Annotated in this window: 15 protein-coding genes; 9 read left to right on the top strand and 6 right to left on the bottom strand. The window is 68.8% G+C overall.

What is annotated here, in order from left to right; genetic code table 11:
* The first annotated feature begins 14 nt into the window (after window positions 1-14).
* From LQD00_RS18500 to LQD00_RS18535, 8 genes are all read left to right on the top strand, one after another.
* Window positions 15-728, top strand: a complete 714-nt coding sequence (locus LQD00_RS18500) for a GntR family transcriptional regulator (protein ID WP_232718659.1) — start codon at window positions 15-17, stop codon at window positions 726-728.
* Window positions 729-786: 58 nt separating this feature from the next.
* Window positions 787-1,509 (top strand): beta-phosphoglucomutase family hydrolase, encoded by a 723-nt coding sequence (locus LQD00_RS18505; protein WP_232718660.1) that lies wholly within the window; start codon window positions 787-789, stop codon window positions 1,507-1,509.
* Entirely contained in the window at window positions 1,506-3,857 is a 2,352-nt protein-coding gene (locus tag LQD00_RS18510) for a glycoside hydrolase family 65 protein (protein WP_232718661.1), read from the top strand. The genes LQD00_RS18505 and LQD00_RS18510 overlap by 4 nt, the downstream gene beginning before the upstream one ends.
* 102 nt (window positions 3,858-3,959) lie before the next feature.
* Window positions 3,960-4,616 (top strand): HEAT repeat domain-containing protein, encoded by a 657-nt coding sequence (locus tag LQD00_RS18515; RefSeq protein ID WP_232718662.1) that lies wholly within the window; start codon window positions 3,960-3,962, stop codon window positions 4,614-4,616.
* On the top strand, window positions 4,610-5,590 hold the full coding sequence (locus LQD00_RS18520) for a HEAT repeat domain-containing protein (protein WP_232718663.1): 981 nt from the start codon (window positions 4,610-4,612) through the stop codon (window positions 5,588-5,590). The genes LQD00_RS18515 and LQD00_RS18520 overlap by 7 nt, the downstream gene beginning before the upstream one ends.
* Window positions 5,591-5,648: 58 nt before the next feature.
* Window positions 5,649-7,238, top strand: a complete 1,590-nt coding sequence (metG, locus tag LQD00_RS18525; RefSeq protein WP_232718664.1) for a methionine--tRNA ligase — start codon at window positions 5,649-5,651, stop codon at window positions 7,236-7,238.
* A 15-nt stretch (window positions 7,239-7,253) separates the two neighbouring features.
* The gene (locus LQD00_RS18530; protein WP_232718666.1) at window positions 7,254-8,402 is read left to right on the top strand and encodes an aminodeoxychorismate synthase component I; all 1,149 of its coding nucleotides are present in this window, start codon (window positions 7,254-7,256) and stop codon (window positions 8,400-8,402) included.
* 62 nt (window positions 8,403-8,464) lie between these two features.
* Window positions 8,465-9,712, top strand: a complete 1,248-nt coding sequence (locus LQD00_RS18535) for a helix-turn-helix domain-containing protein (protein ID WP_232718668.1) — start codon at window positions 8,465-8,467, stop codon at window positions 9,710-9,712.
* Here LQD00_RS18535 and rsmI read toward each other — a convergent pair.
* Entirely contained in the window at window positions 9,636-10,535 is a 900-nt protein-coding gene (gene rsmI, locus LQD00_RS18540; protein ID WP_232718669.1) for a 16S rRNA (cytidine(1402)-2'-O)-methyltransferase, read from the bottom strand. The genes LQD00_RS18535 and rsmI overlap by 77 nt on opposite strands.
* Before the next feature lie 38 nt (window positions 10,536-10,573).
* Here rsmI and LQD00_RS18545 point away from each other — a divergent pair, with 38 nt between their 5' ends.
* Window positions 10,574-12,157, top strand: coding sequence for a dolichyl-phosphate-mannose--protein mannosyltransferase (locus LQD00_RS18545; RefSeq protein WP_232718674.1), 1,584 nt, complete (start codon window positions 10,574-10,576; stop codon window positions 12,155-12,157).
* Window positions 12,158-12,187: 30 nt separating this feature from the next.
* On the opposite strand, the gene LQD00_RS18550 is transcribed toward LQD00_RS18545, so the two are convergent.
* Genes LQD00_RS18550 through LQD00_RS18570 form a run of 5 tightly spaced genes read right to left on the bottom strand, consistent with a single transcriptional unit; the run spans window position 12,188 to window position 17,997 of the window.
* Window positions 12,188-13,963, bottom strand: coding sequence for a BCCT family transporter (locus tag LQD00_RS18550; protein WP_232718675.1), 1,776 nt, complete (start codon window positions 13,961-13,963; stop codon window positions 12,188-12,190).
* Between the two features lie 32 nt (window positions 13,964-13,995).
* Entirely contained in the window at window positions 13,996-14,373 is a 378-nt protein-coding gene (locus LQD00_RS18555) for a GntR family transcriptional regulator (protein WP_154882717.1), read from the bottom strand.
* Between the two features lie 10 nt (window positions 14,374-14,383).
* Complete coding sequence (locus LQD00_RS18560) at window positions 14,384-15,667, bottom strand: arginine deiminase (RefSeq protein ID WP_232718677.1); 1,284 nt, start codon at window positions 15,665-15,667, stop codon at window positions 14,384-14,386.
* A 3-nt stretch (window positions 15,668-15,670) separates the two neighbouring features.
* Window positions 15,671-16,906: an MFS transporter gene (locus LQD00_RS18565; RefSeq protein WP_232718679.1), complete on the bottom strand. Its 1,236-nt coding sequence runs from the start codon at window positions 16,904-16,906 to the stop codon at window positions 15,671-15,673.
* Window positions 16,903-17,997 (bottom strand): patatin-like phospholipase family protein, encoded by a 1,095-nt coding sequence (locus LQD00_RS18570; RefSeq protein WP_232718681.1) that lies wholly within the window; start codon window positions 17,995-17,997, stop codon window positions 16,903-16,905. The genes LQD00_RS18565 and LQD00_RS18570 overlap by 4 nt, the downstream gene beginning before the upstream one ends.
* Between the last annotated feature and the right edge of the window lie 36 nt (window positions 17,998-18,033).

An 18,033-nucleotide genomic window follows, 5' to 3' on the forward strand; every position in this document is an offset into this window, starting at 1 on the left:
GGACGGAAGAGTCGATGACGCCCGGACCACTACACAGGACCCAGCTGGCCGTCGAGGTGGCCGACTACCTGCGCACCCGGATCATGACCGGAATCCTGCGACCGGGAGACTTCGTCCGGCTCGACGAGACGGCATCGGCGCTCGGGTGCAGCGTCACCCCGGTCCGTGAGGCGCTCGCGACCCTCCGCGGTGAGGGACTCGTGAAGCAGGCCCTGCACCGTGGCTTCATCGTCGAGACGCTCACCCGCGGCGACATCGTGGACATCTTCTGGATACAGGCCGAACTCTCTGCGCGTCTGGCGAGTCATGCCGCCGAGAACCCGGACCTGGAGCAGCATCTGGGTGACCTGGCCGCGCTCGTCGACGACCTCGAGGCGGCCGTCGCCTCCGGCCGCGCCGAGGAGGTGCTGTCCGCGGAGTTCGCCTTCCACCGCAAGGTGCACCTGATGGCCGAGAGCAGAAAGCTCGCCTGGTTCCAGTACTCGGCCAGCAAATACAATCCGCTGCAGCTGTATTCGAGTGACACGGAATGGGGCCGGTCCGCGGTCGCCAGCCATCGACGCCTCATCGAGCTGCTGCGCACGGGTGATACCGCGGGTATCAAGGACGAGATCGTCGCCGCCTTCGACGACGCACGCGACCGCCTGATCGCGCAGCTGGAATCGATCGGTTTCTGGGATGAAGGCCGTTCACCGACAACCGAAGCGCACACGGTCGGCTCCGCCTGACGCGCGCTATCGCGCTTCATCGCGCCTTACCCGACTCGGGCGGGTAGCGTTGCGAATCGTGTTGGGATTGCCAGAAGTGATCACTGTCGCGCTCTTCGATCTCGACGGGGTCCTCACCGAAACCGCGGTGCTCCACCGCAAGGCGTGGAAGAAGACGTTCGACGCCTTCCTCGCCGATCGGGCGGGCGGCGGCGACGCGCCCGGTTTCGTGGAGTTCACCGATCAGGACTACCTCGATTACGTAGACGGGCGTCCCCGCGAGGACGGGGTGCGGGCCGTCCTGGCGTCGCGCGGGATCACCGACGTCGACCCGGCGACCGTGACCGCGATCGGGAACGGCAAGAACGACATGTTCCTCGTCAGCCTCGCCGAAGACGGCGGCCAGGCCTACCCCGGTTCGGTGCGATACCTCAACGCGGCGCGCGATGCGGGTCTGCGCATCGCGGTCGTGACGTCGTCGAAGAATGGAGGACCAGTGCTCGAAGCTGCCGACCTGTCGGAATTCGTGGAGGTCCGCGTCGACGGTCTCGAGATCGCCGCGCGTGGACTCAACGGCAAACCCGCCCCCGACTCCTATCTCCTCGGGGCCGAACTGATGGGCGTCGAACCGGCCGAGGCCGCGGTCTTCGAGGACGCCATCTCCGGCGTACAGGCCGGTAGCGCCGGCAACTTCGGGTACGTCGTGGGCGTCGATCGAGTCGGCGGTGGCCAGGCGGAGGCGATGCGCGCCGCCGGCGCCGACATCGTCGTCAACGATCTCGACGAATTGCTGCCCGCATGAGCGCGGACAAGCCACACGGGTTCGAGATCCACCCGTGGCAGCTGAAGTGGAGCGGCGGAGTCGATCTCGACATGCTCGGCCGCACCGAGACGTTGTTCGCGTTGTCGAACGGGCACATCGGTTTACGCGGCACCTTCGAGGAGGGTGAACCGGTCGACCACCCGGGCACCTACCTCAACGGCTTCTACGAGCTGCGCGGCCTCCCCTATGCGGAGAGCGGCTACGGCTACCCCGAATCAGGCCAGACGGTCGTGAACGTGACCGACGGCAAGATCATCCGCCTGCTCGTCGAGGACGAGCCGATGGATCTCCGGTACGGCCGTACCGAAGAACACAAACGCACACTGGACTTCCGCACCGGCACGCTGCGTCGTCACACGCTGTGGACGTCGCCCACCGGCCGTACCGTGCGTATCAAGTCCGAACGACTCGTCTCGTTCACCAAACGCACCATCGCGGCCATCCGCTACGAGGTGGAACCCGTCGACGAGGACATGAAGCTCGTCCTGCAGTCCGACCTACTGGCCAACGAGCCGGTCCCGGCCCCCGGCAACGACCCACGTCTCGCGGCGGCGCTCGACGCCCCGCTGGTGTCGGATCTCGCGACCTGCCGCAACTACTGGGGCATGCTGGTCCACCACACCAAGCAGTCCGGCCTGCACATCGCCGCCGGCATGGATCACGAGATCTACTTCCCGGACAAGGCCGACACCTTCATCCGCGCCGACGGCGACCTCGCCCGCCTCACCATCGCGGCGAACGTGCCGAAGGGCAAGAGCCTGACCCTCACCAAGTACATGGGTTACGGCTGGTCGGCCCGGCGTTCGGTCCCGGCGCTGCGCGCACAGGTCGACGCCGCGCTGGCGATGGCGATGGAGACCGGTTGGGACTCGCTCAAGGCCGACCAGGTCCGCTATCTCGAGGACTTCTGGCGCGACGCCGACATCGAGCTCGACGGGGATCCCGAACTCCAGCAGGCGGTTCGGTTCGCACTCTTCCACGTCCTGCAGGCCGGTGCCCGCGGCCAGTCGCGCGCGATCCCGGCCAAGGGACTCACCGGTCCCGGCTACGACGGCCACACCTTTTGGGACACCGAGAGTTTCATCCTGCCGATGCTCACCTACACGGTGCCCGCGGCGGCCGGTGAGGAACTCCGCTGGCGCCACGCCACCATGGACAAGGCGAAGGCCCGCGCCGCCGAACTGGGCCAGCGCGGCGCGATGTTCCCGTGGCGATCGATCAACGGCGACGAGTGTTCGGGCTACTGGCCCGCGGGTACGGCCGGTGTGCACGTGTCCGCCGACATCGCCAACGCCACCGCCCGCTACCTGCGCGCCACCGACGACGAACAGTTCGAGACCGAGTGCGGCGTCGAACTTCTCGTGGAGACCGCCCGGTTGTTCGCCGGTCTCGGGCACCACGACGTCAACGGAAAATTCCGCATCGACGGCGTCACCGGCCCCGACGAGTACACCGCCGTCGTCAACAACAACACCTTCACCAACCTCGCCGCGCAACAGAACCTGCGCGACGCGGTGGCCGCCGTCCATCGACGCCCCGACCTCGCCGATCAGTTCGGGGTGACGACAGCCGAAGCGGCGCACTGGGAGTCATGCGCCGACGACATGTCGATCCCCTACGACGACGCCCTCGGCGTGCACCAGCAATGTGAGTCGTTCACGCTGCTCGGTGCCTGGGATTTCGAATCGTCCGTCGGCCGCTATCCGCTGCTGCTGAACTACCCGTACTACGACCTCTACCGGAAACAGGTGGTCAAGCAGGCCGACCTGGTGTTCGCGACGTATCTGTTCGGCGACTCGTTCACCGCCGAGCAGAAGCTCCGCAACTTCGACTACTACTACCCGATCACCGTGCGCGACTCGTCGCTCTCGGCGTGCTGCGAGGCGGTGACGGCCGCCGAGGTCGGCTACCTCGACCTCGCCTACGACCTGCTCGCCGAGTCAGTGTTCACCGATCTACACGACCTGCACAACAACGTCAGCAGCGGTCTGCACATCGCCGCGCTCGCCGGCGCGTGGACCGACTGTGTCGCCGGCTTCGGCGGCATGCGCGACTTCGGCGGGCAGATCACCTTCGCGCCGCGGTTGCCGACCCGGTTGACGTACATGTCGTTCCGCATGATCGTGCGGGAGTCGAAGTTCGTGGTCGCGGTGGACAAGGAGCACGCCACCTACCGGCTGCTGTCGGGACCGCCGATCGATCTCTCGCATCACGGCGAGAAGTTCACCCTCACGTCGGCACCGGTGAGCATGAAGATCCCCGACCTCGAATACCGGGAACCGCCGAAGGCACCTCCCGGTTGCGAGCCCTACCGCCGCGAGATCTGAGCGGGGCCCGACACCTCGGCAAACACGGACGCCTCGGCAACACGCCTCTTGACCTTGACACTGTGACAGGGTCTGTAGTGGGTGCACGAGGAGGTGTTGACGATGACTCAGACCATCACGGCCGCACTGCACGCACCCGATCCGTCGACGCGTCTGCGTGCGGCGATGGCGGCGGGGACCGAACCCGACCCGCTTCTGACCGACGACCTGATCGCACGCTGCGGCGTCGAAGACGATTTCTTCGTCCGGGACATGCTGACGTGGGCGCTGACCAGGCTGCCCGCACAGGTGACGGTGCCGCGGCTCGTCGGTGAGCTGCTCTCGGACGTGCCCCAGGCCCGCAGCCAGGCACTGCACACACTGTCGAAGATCGGCGACCGGTCCGCATGGCCGGCCGTCACCGACGATCTGCTGCACGACGCCGATCCCGAGGTCGCGCGGACCGCATGGCGCGCGGCGGTGGTTCTCGTCCCGCCGGGTGAGGAGCCCGCACTCGCCGCCGAACTGGCCCGGGAACTCGGACGAGACCCGACCGACGTGCAGCGCAGCCTCAGTCGGGCGCTGGCCGCGCTGGACGAGGCGTCCCTCGACGCGCTCACCACGGCTCGTCGCCACCGGGAGCCCCGCGTCCGAGCGCATGCCGAGGCCACCGTCCGGATCCTCGACGACCCGGACAGCGACTTCGCCTACGAGCTCGAGCGAGCCACGCGGATGACGAACACCGGTGGCTCCGCACAGGATTCGAGTCCGCCGTGCTGATCGGCGAGGTGGCGCGGCGTTCGGGTGTCAGCACCCGGATGCTGCGCCACTACGACACGCTCGGTCTCGTCCGGCCGACCGGTCGCACGACGGGCGGCTACCGGGCGTACTCCGACGCCGACATCGAACGTCTGCTGCACGTGGAAAGCCTTCGGTCGCTGGGGTTGTCGCTGCGCGACGTCGGCCGCGCCCTCGACGATCCGGACTTCGCACCGGACACGTTGATGGAGAAGCTGATCCAGGACACGAGGGACAGGATGGCCGCCGACGCCCGATTGCTGGATCGACTACAACAGATCCAGGTGACCGGCGCCGGAGACTGGCCGGCCGTGCTCGACGTGGTCGGCCTGCTCCGTGCGGTGCACTCCGAACATCCCGCCCACCGCCAGCGCGCGGCGCTGCGGGCGGGAGACGCCGGGCTGTCCGCCGAGGCGCTGACCGATGCCCTGCTCGCCGAATCCGACGAGAACGTCGCCGGCGCACTCCGCTGGGCGCTGGCGCAGACCCCGGGCGCCCTCGACCAGCTCGCCGCCCGGGTGACCGACCCCGACGCGACGGTCCGACGACGCGCGGCCACTGCGCTCTCGGCGATCGACGACGCCCGGGCCACCGCGGTGCTCGAGGCGTTGCTCACCGACCCCGACCCCGAGGTCCGGCGAACGGTCGCCCTCACTCTCGGCCGCCGCGGCGTCGAGACCGCGGTCGACGTCCTCGTCGAACTCGTCGCCGCCGGTGACCGCGATGTCGAGGCCGCCGAGATCCTGGCGGCACAGGACGACGACGGCCGGATCGTCGCGCGGCTCGTCGACCGCCTCGGCGCCGATCCGGACCCGGCGGTGCGGCTGCGGCTGGTCCAGGCCCTGGCGGAGATCACCGGCGATGCGGCGTCGACGGCCCTGACCGGACTGGGCGACGACGACGACGAGACGGTCGCCCGTACCGCGCGGGCGATCGGGTCGTTGCGATCCCGCTGAGCGGGGCCGACCCGCGATTGGCTGTCGGCGGCTGCCGGTCGGTACTCTGTGGAGCACTATGGCACCCGATCTGACCAGCCCTGATCTGTCCGGCACGGCCGAGGACGGCACCTCGTACGGTGCGGGGCGGCCGTACTACCTCACCACCGCGATCGCGTATCCCAACGGCGCGCCGCACATCGGGCACGCCTACGAGTACATCTCCGCCGATGCTCTCGCACGGTTCAAGCGACTCGACGGATTCGACGTCCGGTTCCTGACCGGCACCGACGTCCACGGGCAGAAGATGCAGCAGACCGCGCAGGCCGAGGGCATCCCCACCGCCGAACTCGCCCACCGGAACTCCGACCGCTTCCAGTCGTTGCAGGAACGTCTCGGCTCGAGCTTCGACCGCTTCATCCGCACCTCCGACGAGGACCACAAGCGGGCTTCGGAGGAACTGTGGAAGCGGATGAGCGACCGCGGTGACATCTACCTCGACAAGTACTCCGGCTGGTACGACGTCCGCGACGAGACCTTCTACGCCGAGTCCGACACCGAGGTCAACGACGCCGGCGAGCGCGTCGCCTCCGACACCGGGCACGTGGTGACCTGGACCGAGGAGGAGACCTACTTCTTCCGGCTCTCGGCCTACCAGGACAAGCTCCTCGAGCTCTACGAGGCGCAGCCGGACTTCATCGGCCCCGACGTCCGGCGCAACGAGGTCATCAGCTTCGTCAAGGGCGGGCTGACCGACCTGTCGGTGTCGCGCACGACGTTCGACTGGGGTGTCCCGGTCCCCGACCATCCCGAGCACGTCATGTACGTGTGGGTCGACGCGCTGACCAACTACCTGACCGGTGTCGGCTTCCCCGACGACGCGGCGACCTTCGAGCGTTTCTGGCCCGCCGACCTGCACATCATCGGCAAGGACATCATCCGGTTCCACTGCGTCTACTGGCCGGCCTTCCTGATGAGCGCCGGCGTCGAACTGCCCAAGCGGGTTTTCGCGCACGGCTTCCTGTTCAACAAGGGCGAGAAGATGTCCAAGTCGGTCGGCAACGTCGTCGACCCGGAGAACCTCATCGACGAGTTCGGCCTCGACCCGGTGCGCTACTTCTTCCTGCGCGAGGTGTCCTACGGCCAGGACGGCTCGTACTCCGCCGACGCGATCGTGTCGCGTATCAACGCCGACCTCTCCAACGAGTTCGGCAACCTCGCCCAGCGCACCCTGTCGATGATCGGCAAGTACTTCGACGGCGTGGTGCCGGCGGGCGCTGACCTCACCGACACCGACAAGGCCCTGCTGGACCGGGCCGACTCGCTGCTCGGGACCGTCCGCGAGCACTTCGACAACCAGGCCATCCACCTCGGACTCGAGGCACTGTGGTCGACTCTGGCCGAGACCAACCGGTACATCTCCTCGCAGGAGCCGTGGAAGCTCGCGAAGACCGACCTCGACCGCACCGGCACCGTGCTCTACGTGTGCGCCGAGGTGGTGCGCATCGTCGCGGTGCTGAGCCAGCCGGTGATGCCGGAGTCGTCGAACAAGATCCTCGACCTGCTCGCGGTCGGAGACGACCGTCAGTTCAGCGCCGTCACCACCCGCCTCGCGGCGGGGACCGCGCTGCCGAAGCCGTCTCCCGTGTTCCCGCGTTACGAGAACTGACCGACCCCGCCACACATGGCCGCGTCCGCGCTCGATGCACTCCGGGCTCTCCACGCCGAGACCCTCACCCGGGAGCTCCCGCCGCCCGCGGCGCTGATCGGCGACTGGTTCGACGCCGACGCGGTGATCGCGCCGACTATCGAGATCGTCCCGGGGTGCCCCCCGCCCGACGACCCGGACCGCTTCTGGCTCGGCCACCTCGGCTTCCCGGTGCGCGCGGAGGAGTCGGTGCTGCCGGTGAATGCCGGTGGCCTCACCGACGGTGTCCTCGTCCTCCGCGACGGCGAGTGGTCGACTCTCGGCACCGGCATCCCGGACTGGGCGTACGCGGTGCTCGACGCCCCGCACCCCGGCGTCGGGCGCCCCACGACCACCGACTGGCATCCCCCGGCGCACGCCCCGCACCTGACCGCGATCGAGCATTGTCTCGAGGCGATCCGCGCCGGCGAGGTGTACCAGGCATGCGTGTGCACCCGGTTCACCGGCACACTGTCGGGAGACCCGGTGGACTTCTTCACCGACCTCGCCGGCGCCACAAAACCTCCGAAAGCCGCTTTTCTGCAAGGTGATTGGGGCACGGTGGCAAGCCTCTCGCCGGAGACCTTCCTGCGTCGTACCGGCAACATCATCAGTTCCTCACCGATCAAGGGAACGCTCCCCGCACACGCCGACCCCGACGCGCTGTCCGCCTCCGCCAAGGACGTCGCCGAGAACATCATGATCGTCGACCTCGTCCGCAACGACCTGGGCCGTATCGCCGTCACGGGCAGTGTGCGGGTGCCGGAACTCCTGTCGGTGGTGCCCGCGCCCGGCGTCTGGCATCTGGTCTCGCGGGTCGAGGCGATCGTGCGGCCCGGCACGGGCAACGACGCCGTACTCGACGCCGCCTTCCCGCCCGCATCGGTGACCGGCACCCCGAAGCTGCGCGCGATGGAACTGCTCGCCGACTGGGAACACGACGCCCGCGGCGTCTACTGCGGGGCGATCGGCATCGCCGGACCCGACCGGGCCCTCGATCTGAATGTGGCCATCCGAACGGTCGAGATCGCGCCGGACGGCCGTCTCGGACTCGGCGTCGGCGGTGGCATCACCATCGACTCGGTGCCGGAGAACGAGTGGCAGGAATGTCTCGACAAGGCTGCCAGCATCGTCGCTAACAATTGACTGCATACGCTGCGGCATCGCAAATACCGGACTTGATCGTTGATTTCGGTAATATTTCGTACATGACTCTGTCCATCCAGGCGACGACCGATCTCACGGAGCTCGTCCGGGAGATCAATCGCGACCGCGAGGCCATCATGTCCGGTGCGACGCCGCCTCCCGGATTCGCAGGCGAGGTCGCCGAGTCTTGGAGCCGCGTACAGGCCGGGGACCATCCCTCGACGGTCGACGATCACCATCGCGGCCGCATCGACCGCGACGAGCTCGAAGCCCGCCGGGCGGCCCATCCGCTCCGTCACGCGGTGGACTCGCTCAAGCGGGTGTTCGCCCAGTCGGCCGACGACCCGCTGATGGCCCTGGGCATCTTCGACGCCGACGGTGTGATGCTGTGGCGCGGCGGCTCGCGCGCGGTGATCCCCGAGGCCAACCGTCTCGGACTCGTGGAGGGGAGCCGGTGGGACGAGGATTCCGCCGCGACCACCGCGGTGGGCCTGGCGATCCGCAACCGGCGGCCGAGCCGGCTCTTCGGCCCCGAGCACTACAGCCGATCGCTGCACGGGTTGTACTGCACCGCGACGCCGGTCCACGACCCGCGCACCGGCGAGATGATCGCGGTCGCCGGACTCGCCGGCCCGGCGATGCAGATGCAGCCCGCGGTCTCCGCGTTCACGGCTGCCCTGGCCATGCTGAGCGAGCACGAGGTGACTCTCGCCCACCAGCGCACTCTCGCCGACCTCCGCTATCACGGGGCCGCCCAGCTGGCCGGTCTGCACGGGCCCGGTCTGCTCATCGACGACGACGGGTGGGTGGCCGAGGGCCGCGGGTGCACGCCGCCGGTTCGGGTGGCCGCGCCGACCGAGGACATGCGTCAGTTCGTACCCGGACTCGGGATGTGCGTCGTGGAACGGCTCGGAACGGGCTGGCTGGTGCGTCCGGCGGGCCCCTCGGGCCCGGTCATCGCCGAACTCGACCTCGACGGCGAGCCGACGATCACGGTCACCGGCGACGACGACCCGTGGCGCACGGTCCTCACGCGGCGCCACGCGCAGATCCTGCTGCTGCTCGCCGACGCGGGCGACCAGGGCCTGACCTCACAACAGTTGAGCCAGTTGCTTTTCGGCGACCAGAACCACACCGTCAGCGTGCGTGCCGAGCTGTCGCGGCTACGCCGCGTCGTGGGTGCGCTCGTCTCGAGCCGGCCCTACCGGCTGGCTCCGCGCGTCGAGCTCCGGGTCAGCTCGGATCAGCTCGACGCCTATCGAGAACCGACTGGTAGACGTCGCGCCGCGAGGCACCCGAGCCCTGCGTGACCTCGGCGCAGGCGTCTTTGAGACGCATCCCGCCGGCCACCAGTTCCTCGGCGCGGTCGGCGAGTTGCTCGATGTCGGGTTCGGCGGCCACCGCGCCGGCGATCACCACCGTGATCTCGCCCCTGACGCCGCCCGCCGCCCAGTCGGCCAGTTCGGCCAGGCCGCCGCGGCGGACCTCCTCGTAGGTCTTCGTCATCTCCCGGCACACGGCGGCACGCCGGTCGGGTCCGAGGATGTCGGCCGCCGCGGCCAGGGTGTCGGCCAGCCGGTGCGGCGACTCGAAGAAGACGGCCGTGCGCGGCTGTGCGACGAGTTCGCGCAGCCAGTCCGCGCGCGCTCCCGGCTTGCGCGGCGCGAACCCCTCGAAGCAGAACCGCTCCGACGGCAGCGCCGACACCGCGAGTGCCGTCGTCACCGCCGACGGGCCGGGTAGAGCCGTCACCGGCAGACCGGCCTCCGCGCAAGCCACCACGACCCGGTAGCCGGGGTCGCTGACCGACGGCATCCCGGCGTCGGTGACCAGCAGGACCGTCTCACCGTTGGCGATCGCCTCGACGAGCCCCGGGGTACGCGCGGCCTCCACCTGGTCGTAGTAACTGACCACGCGGCCGCCGATCTCGACGCCGAGCGCGGCGGCCAGCGCACGGGTGCGGCGGGTGTCCTCGGCGGCGACGATGTCGGCCGTCTGCAGGGCCTCCCGCAACCGGGGCGACGCGTCGCCGACCTGCCCCATGGGTGTGGCGGCCAGCACCAGCCGTCCGGTCGTCCCGGTGTCGGGTGCGGAGTCGTCGAAGGGGTGCGTGTCGGGCTCGGCGGCATTCATCGTCAGCCAGCTTACGAGGGCCCACTAGGATCGATCGGGTGACCATCACCGCCGCGCGTGACACCTCTGTGCCCGCCGGTGTCCCGGTCCCCGCCGTGGTCCCGCCGCCCCGCCTCGGACCGGAGGTCCCGGCCCCGCTGTTCGGCGCCCCGGATCGGGGTCGCGGCCTTCTGGTCGGGGTCGTCATCACGCTCATCGCCGGCCTGACGCGGTTCTGGAATCTGAGTCACCCCACCGACAAGGGCACCCCGGTCTTCGACGAGAAGCACTACGTCCCGCAGGGCTGGCAGGTGCTCACCGGCGGCAACTGGATCGAGGACAACCCGGCCTACGGGCTCGTGGTGCATCCCCCGGTGGGCAAGTGGATGCTCGCCGCGTCGGAGGCCGTCTTCGGATACGGGCCGCTCGGCTGGCGGGTCGCACCGGCGATCTCCGGTGTCCTCATCGTCGTCCTCGTCTACTGCGTCGTACGGCGGCTCACGCGGTCGACGCTCGTCGGTGCGATCGGCGGCATCTTCGCGATCTGCGACGGTGTGCTGTTCGTGCAGTCCCGGATGGGGATGCTCGACATCTTCCAGGCCCTGTTCATCGTCGCCGCCTTCGCCGCGCTCGTCGCCGACCGCGACCAGGTCCGCGAACGGATGTACCGCGTCTACCTCGAGGGCCGGATCGACGACAGTCCGTTCGGGCCGCGCCTCGGTTTCCGCTGGTACCGCTTCACCGCCGGTGTGATGCTCGGGCTCAACTGCGGGACCAAGTGGTCGGGCGTCTACTACGTCATCTTCTTCACGGCCCTCGCCATCGGCTTCGACGTCGCGGCCCGCCGGGCGTACCACGTGCGGCGTCCGTGGGTCGGCACGCTTGTCCGCGACGTCGTGCCCGCCGGCGCGAGCCTCGCGGTGATGCCGGTGGTCATCTACTTCCTGACCTACATCCCGTGGTTCAACAGCGAGACCGCCGTCTACCGCTACTCCGAGGGCAACGCGATCGGGACCGGCGGAACCTTCTCGTGGGTGCCCGGGGCGTGGCGTTCGCTCTGGTATTACGAGTCCGGCATTCTCCAGTTCCACTCGGGCCTGACCAACTCCGCGGGCAACCAGCATCCCTGGGAGTCCAAGCCGTGGACCTGGCCGATGAGCCTGCGGCCGATGCTCTATGCCCTCGAGAACGGGCCCGACCAGTGCGGCACGGGCGAGTGCGTCCGCGCCCAGATGCTGATCGGGACCCCGGCCCTCTGGTGGCTCACCCTGCCGATGTTGCTGTGGGGGCTGTGGTCGTGGATCGTCCGCCGCGACTGGCGCTACGCCGCGGTCGTCGTCGGCTACTGCGCCGGCATCCTGCCGTGGTTCCTGGCCCTCGACCGCCAGATGTACTTCTTCTATGCGACGGCGCTCGCCCCGTTCCTGGCGATGGGCCTCGCGTTGTGTTGCGGCGATCTGTTGCGCTCGACGGCGACCACGGCCCGCGCCCGGCCCGAGCGCCGGGTGCTGTCGATCATCGTGGTCGCCGTCTACGTGGCGCTGGTCGTCACCAACTTCGTGTGGCTGTGGCCGATCCTCACCGCGTCCCCGATCTCGCCGGGACTCTGGCGGCAGCAGATCTGGCTGCCCAGTTGGGGCTGAGCGCCGCCGCCAGAGTGCCTCGGTAAGCCGTCAGGCCGGTGAACCGTCCTTGTCGACGGCCGGGGTCGCCCCGTCGCCGTTGAGTCCGGCCTGCTCGACGATGTCGGGCTCGATGATCTCCAGGTGCCGCACGGCGTCGGCGTGGATCGAGTCGAGCTCACCGGTGGCGATGGCCTCGGCCTGCTCCCGGACATGCTCGTCGACGCGTGCGGTCAACACGGTGCGGGACACGATGAGCGGATCGTGCCGGAGATCCATGTACAGCGACAGGCACATGCCGATCATCACCAGGACGAACGGCAGGGCCGCGATGATCGCCATCGTCTTGATGCCGTCGAGGGCATCGTCGCCGCTGATGGCCAGCAGCAGTGCGGCCACCACGCCGGTGAGCACACCCCAGAACACCGTGATCAGGCGTGAGGGTTCCTCCGCGCCGCGCTGGGACAGCGTCCCCATCACCAGTGAGGCGGAGTCGGCACCCGAGACGAAGAAGATCGCCACCAGGATCATCACCAGCGCCGACGCGACACCGGTCCACGGCAGATTCGCCAGAACGTCGAACAAGGTGTCCTCGCTGGCGTCGTTCGCCGCGTCGAAGTTCAGCACCCCGGTCATCTGTTCCCGGATCGCGGTACCGCCGAATACGCAGAACCAGACCAGCGAGACCGTCGTCGGGACCACCATGACGCCGATCACGAACTCGCGGATGGTCCGCCCGCGGCTGATCTTGGCCAGGAACAGGCCGACGAACGGGGTCCACGACACCCACCATGCCCAGTAGAAGATCGTCCAGTCGGCCAGCCACTGCTCTCCGGCCTCGGTTGCGACCGTCGCATCCGAACGGGCGGCGAAGGTCGTCAGGTCGGTGAAGTAGGCACCGAGCGTGGTCGGCAGCAGATTGAGGATGAAGATCGTCGGGCCGACGACGAAGACGAAGGCCGCCAGCACGACCGCCAGCACCATGTTGATGTTCGACAGCCACTGGATGCCGCGGGCGATACCCGAGACCGCGGAGGCGACGAACGCGGCGGTGAGGATCGCGATGATCCCGACCAGCAGGAGCTTCGTGGGTTCGTGGACCCAGCCGATCTTGTCCAGACCCGAACCGATCTGCAGCGCACCGAGACCCAGCGACGCGACGGTACCGAACAGCGTCGCGAAGATCGCGAGGATGTCGATGACCTTACCGGCCGGACCGTTGGACACCTTCGGGCCGAACAGGCGCTCGAACACCGAGCTGATCAGCTGGGTGCGACCCAGCCGGAATGTGCTGTACGCCAGTGCCAATCCGACGACCGCGTACATCGCCCAGGGATGGAATCCCCAGTGGAACATCGTGGTGGCCATCGCGGCGCGGACGTCCTCGGCGCCGATCTCCGGTGGCGGACTGACGAAGTGGAAGAGCGGTTCGTAGGCGCCGAAGAACATCAGGCCGATACCCATTCCGGCGCTGAACATCATCGCGATCCAGCTGACGGTGCGGAACTCCGGTGCCTCGTCGTCACGGCCGAGAGGTATGCGCCCGTACTTGGACACCGCCAGGAACACCGCGAAGATGACGAAGCCGGTCGCGGACAGGATGAACAACCAGCCGAGGTTGGTGGTGATCCACCCCAGGACATCGGAACTGGTCGAGTTGAGGCCGTCCTTGTCGGCGAGACCCCAGGCGACGAAGGCGATGACGATGAGGGCAGTGACCGAGAAGACCACGGGATCCAGGCGTGGTCGTGCGGGCCGACTCCCCCCAACAGGTCCGCGCGAGGAGTCCTGCGCACGGCCTGACGGCACATTCTGTTCACTTGTCATGAGTCCACCCAAGCAACGTCGGTACCGCTATTTCAAGTCGCGCGCACCGCGCGCTCGACCAGAGCGACGATCGTTTCGTCGTCAAGACCCAGGTCACGGGCGGTCTCGACGTAGCTCGACGCCGCGGTGAAACCGGCGTCGTGCGCATCGTGCCGGCCCGCCTTGATGAACGAACCCGACCGTCCACGGGTCTCGATGACACCGCCCGCCTCGAGTTCGCGATAGGTCTTCGCCACGGTGTTGGGGGCGAGGTCGAGGTGCGCGGCGAGTGCCCGGACGGTCGGCAGGCGATCACCGGTGAGCAGCGTGCCGTCCGCGATCAGTTCGATGATCCGGAGCCGCACCTGCTCGAAGGGTGGCCGGTCCGATGCCGGGTCCACCGTCAGATGGTCCAACAGCGATGAGCTCATGGTCGGCCCCTCACAGCCGGTCCCGCGCCAGCGGACACGACATGCACCGGGGCCCACCACGACCCGAGCCGAGTTCGCGGCCCTCGATCTCGATGACCTCGATACCCGAATCACGCAGGCGACGATTGGTTTCCACATTCCGGTTGTAGGACACGACGACCCCCGGCGACAGAGCGAGGGTGTTGTTGCCGTCGTCCCACTGCTCACGCTCGGCGGTCACCGGGTCGAGGCCGGTGTCGATCACCCTGAGCTTGCCGATACCCATCGCCTCGGCGGCCGCTTCGACGAACGGCCGCTCCCCCGTGACGTGTACGGCGTCGGTGTCCGCGTCGTGGACGAGGGTGAACGCCGACATGTGGTCGCGGATGTTGGGGTACATCACCACGGCATCGGTGTCGACCATGGTGCAAACGGTGTCGAGGTGCATGAACGCACGCGACTGTTCGATGGGCACGGCGAGCACGGTGTGGGCGAGGTGATCGTCGAAGAGGCTGCGCGCCAGCGCTTCCGCACCGGCCGGCGTGGTGCGCTCCCCCACCCCGACGGCGACCACGCCCGGGGCGAGGAGCAGCACGTCACCGCCCTCCACCGGCGCGACCTGCGACTCGTAGGCGCGCCGCGCACCGGTGAAACGGGGGTGATGCGCATAGATGAGGTCGGTCAGCGACGTCTCGCGTGCCCGCGCGTGAAGTGCGAGGGACGTGATCGCGAACCGCGAACCGATCCAGAACGAGCTGTCGCGGGTGAACAGCAGATTCGGCAGCGGCTCGATGGCGAACTCCGGGCCGTGATGCATCCGGCGCACCAGTGACGACCGCTCCGCCGACGGCGTGATCGGCAGTTCGTCGAACGTCATCCCGGCCGTCAGGACGTGCGACAGATCCGCGGGCGCGAGCCCCCGCAGGTGTCTCGCGAGATCCTCGGCGAGATGCGTCCCCAGACGGCGTGCGCTGACGGCGGCCGCGATGCCCTGGATGCGGGCGGCCCCGCTGTGCGCGATCGTCTCGGTGAGCAGGTCGCCGAGCAGGTAGACGTCGACCCCGCGATCCCGCAGCACCGCGGCGAACGCGTCATGTTCCTCCTGCGCTCGGTCGACCCAGGGAATCCCGTCGAACAGCAGTTGATCGTTGTTGCGCGGCGTGAGGCGTCGCAGTTCGTCCCCGGGGCGGTGCAGCATCACCGCACGCAGCGTGCCCACCTCGGAATCGGCACCCAGTGCATAGTCCCACCCGGTCGCGGCAGACCCCTTTGCAGCCGACCCCTCTGCAGCGTCCTGCTGCCCGTCACGCGTCATCGCTCAACCGTAATTCGTTCCGTCCCGATCGGTCGCCTCATCGTGGGTGAACGTCGGGCCCTGACCGACGATCGCCGGCGCGGTCTCCCGGGCGAACAACCACGTGACCAGGGCGATCGACGCGACCACACCGGTCAGCACGAACGCCGGACCGAAGCCGACACGATCGGCCACGAACCCGACGATCACCGGCCCGGTCACCGCGCCGAGGTCGGAGGACATGCCGAATGCGGCGAGCGCCGACCCGCCCTGCTGGCGGTTGCCCAGGACGTCGGCCAGTGCGGCCTGATGGGTGGGCGCGAACAACCCGGACCCGACGCCGGCGAGCACCGACAATGCCAGGGCGGCGGGGACGTTGGGCGAGAAACCGAGCGCGATGGTGGCGACGACGGTGATCGTGAGGCCCGGCAGCATGATCGGCCGGCGACCGAACCGGTCGGACAGCCTGCCCGCGACGAGGATCGCGAGGACGTTGCCTGCCGCATAGACCGCCAGCACGATCCCGGCCATCCCCGCGCCCGCACCGAGCCCCTCGGTGATGAACAGCGGGACCACCGCGACACGCACGCCCATCGACGCCCAGCCCTGCGTGAAGTTCGACGCGAGGATGGCCCGGTAGGCGCTGTCCCGCAGGGCGGTCCGGAAACCGATGAGTCCGGCTGTCGGCCCCTCGGACTGGTCCGGGGCGATCACCTCGCGCAACTGGGTGGCCACGACCGCCGACGCCACCAGGAGGGCGACCGCGTACACGACGAACGGCACGCGCAGGCCGAAACCCACCAGCGCGGCACCGATGAGCGGTCCGGTGATGGAACCGATCAGGAACCCTGCGGAGAACAGGCCCGACACTCGACCGCGAATGTCGCTGGGCGCCATCCGGATCAGCAACGCCATCGCCGAGATGCTGAACATCGTCGACCCGATGCCGCCCAGACCGCGGAAGACCAGCAGCTGCCAATACGACTGTGCGAAAGCACAAGCCAGCGTGCTGGCTGCGACGATGAGCAGTCCGGTCAGGTAGATGCGTCGTTCGCCGAAGACCGACACGAGTCGTCCGCCCGCCGGTGCGAACAGCAGTCGCATGATCGCGAACGCGGACACCACCGCGGTGGCCGCGGTGAACGAGACGTTGAACGCGCGAGCGAAACTCGGCAGGGCAGGCGCGATGAAGCCGTAACCGAGTGCGATGACGACGTTGGCCGACAGCAGCACCCAGATGCCGCGAGGGATCTGCCTCATGGCAGCTCGGGCAGATCGTCGAGTGCCTTCGCGGTGAGTTCGCGGCCGAGATCGATCATCTCGGTGGCCTTGTGGAAGTCCATGGTGCGCACCGCACGACGCGGCACGCGGATCAGCACGTCGGGCGGATAGCCGGCGACCTGATAGCGGGTGAGCGCCTCCTGCATGATGTCGAGGGATCGGCTGAGCACCTCGACGCGACCCATCCGTTGGGGCTCGTCGGTGGTCTCCGGGGACACCGCGGCGGTGTCGACCACGACCGCACCCTCCTCGTCGGGGACGGCAGCCGGAGCGACCTGGTCGGCGCCGTCGGTGGCGGCCCCGGTGTTCACCTGCTCGGTGTTCACCTGCTCGATGTTCGCGGACTCGATGTTCGGGGACTCGGCGCTCGAGGACCCGGACCCCGCGAGCTCGCCGGTTTCCGATCCGAACCGGTCCCGCACCGAGCGCACGAACTCGTTGTCGAGGATGGGCGCGACATTGCGTCGGAGCAGGCCTTTCGCCTTCGGTTGCCGGCTGGCACCCGTCTCGGGCCCACCGTCGGAGCCAAGGATCACGCCGATCGTGACGTCGCTGGGGACGCCCGAGGTCGGCGCGACGGGCAGCGGGTCGAGGATGCCTCCGTCGGCGAGGAGTCGCCCCTTGTGCTCGTGCGGGCTGATGACCCCGGGGATCGCGATCGAGGCACGCAGGGCATCGGCGAGGTTGCCGCGCTGGAACCACACCGCACGTCCGGCGGACAGGTCGGTGGCGATGGCCGTGAACGGGATCGGCAGGTCCTCGATCACGGTGTCGCCGAGGATCTCCCGCACGCGGGTGAGGATGCGTTCGGCACCGATGACCCCCGGTTTGGTGAGAGAGACGTCGAGGAGCCGCACGACGTCGAGCTGCGACAGGCCCGAGATCCAGTCGACGTAGTCGTCGAGTTTGCCCGCGCAGTACAGGCCCCCGACCAGCGCACCCATGGATGATCCGGCGACGGTGACGATCTCGAATCCGCGTGCCTCGAGCTCGGCGATCACGCCGATGTGCGCGTACCCGCGAGCGCCGCCACTTCCCAGAGCCAGCGCCACGCGCGACGGTCGAGCCATGCCGCAACCCTACCGCCGGTGGTCTTCCCGCCGAGA

Origin of the sequence: Gordonia metallireducens (assembly GCF_021245825.1) — a bacterium.
Lineage (GTDB): Bacteria > Actinomycetota > Actinomycetes > Mycobacteriales > Mycobacteriaceae > Gordonia > Gordonia namibiensis.

Coding starts and splice junctions, on each gene's coding strand:
- rsmI (WP_232718669.1), bottom strand. CDS start 10,535: ATGAATGCCGCCGAGCCCGACACGCACCCCTTCGACGACTCCGCACCC.
- LQD00_RS18530 (WP_232718666.1), top strand. CDS start 7,254: ATGGCCGCGTCCGCGCTCGATGCACTCCGGGCTCTCCACGCCGAGACC.
- LQD00_RS18555 (WP_154882717.1), bottom strand. CDS start 14,373: ATGAGCTCATCGCTGTTGGACCATCTGACGGTGGACCCGGCATCGGAC.
- LQD00_RS18535 (WP_232718668.1), top strand. CDS start 8,465: ATGACTCTGTCCATCCAGGCGACGACCGATCTCACGGAGCTCGTCCGG.
- LQD00_RS18500 (WP_232718659.1), top strand. CDS start 15: ATGACGCCCGGACCACTACACAGGACCCAGCTGGCCGTCGAGGTGGCC.
- LQD00_RS18515 (WP_232718662.1), top strand. CDS start 3,960: ATGACTCAGACCATCACGGCCGCACTGCACGCACCCGATCCGTCGACG.
- LQD00_RS18550 (WP_232718675.1), bottom strand. CDS start 13,963: ATGACAAGTGAACAGAATGTGCCGTCAGGCCGTGCGCAGGACTCCTCG.
- LQD00_RS18510 (WP_232718661.1), top strand. CDS start 1,506: ATGAGCGCGGACAAGCCACACGGGTTCGAGATCCACCCGTGGCAGCTG.
- LQD00_RS18570 (WP_232718681.1), bottom strand. CDS start 17,997: ATGGCTCGACCGTCGCGCGTGGCGCTGGCTCTGGGAAGTGGCGGCGCT.
- LQD00_RS18560 (WP_232718677.1), bottom strand. CDS start 15,667: ATGACGCGTGACGGGCAGCAGGACGCTGCAGAGGGGTCGGCTGCAAAG.
- metG (WP_232718664.1), top strand. CDS start 5,649: ATGGCACCCGATCTGACCAGCCCTGATCTGTCCGGCACGGCCGAGGAC.
- LQD00_RS18565 (WP_232718679.1), bottom strand. CDS start 16,906: ATGAGGCAGATCCCTCGCGGCATCTGGGTGCTGCTGTCGGCCAACGTC.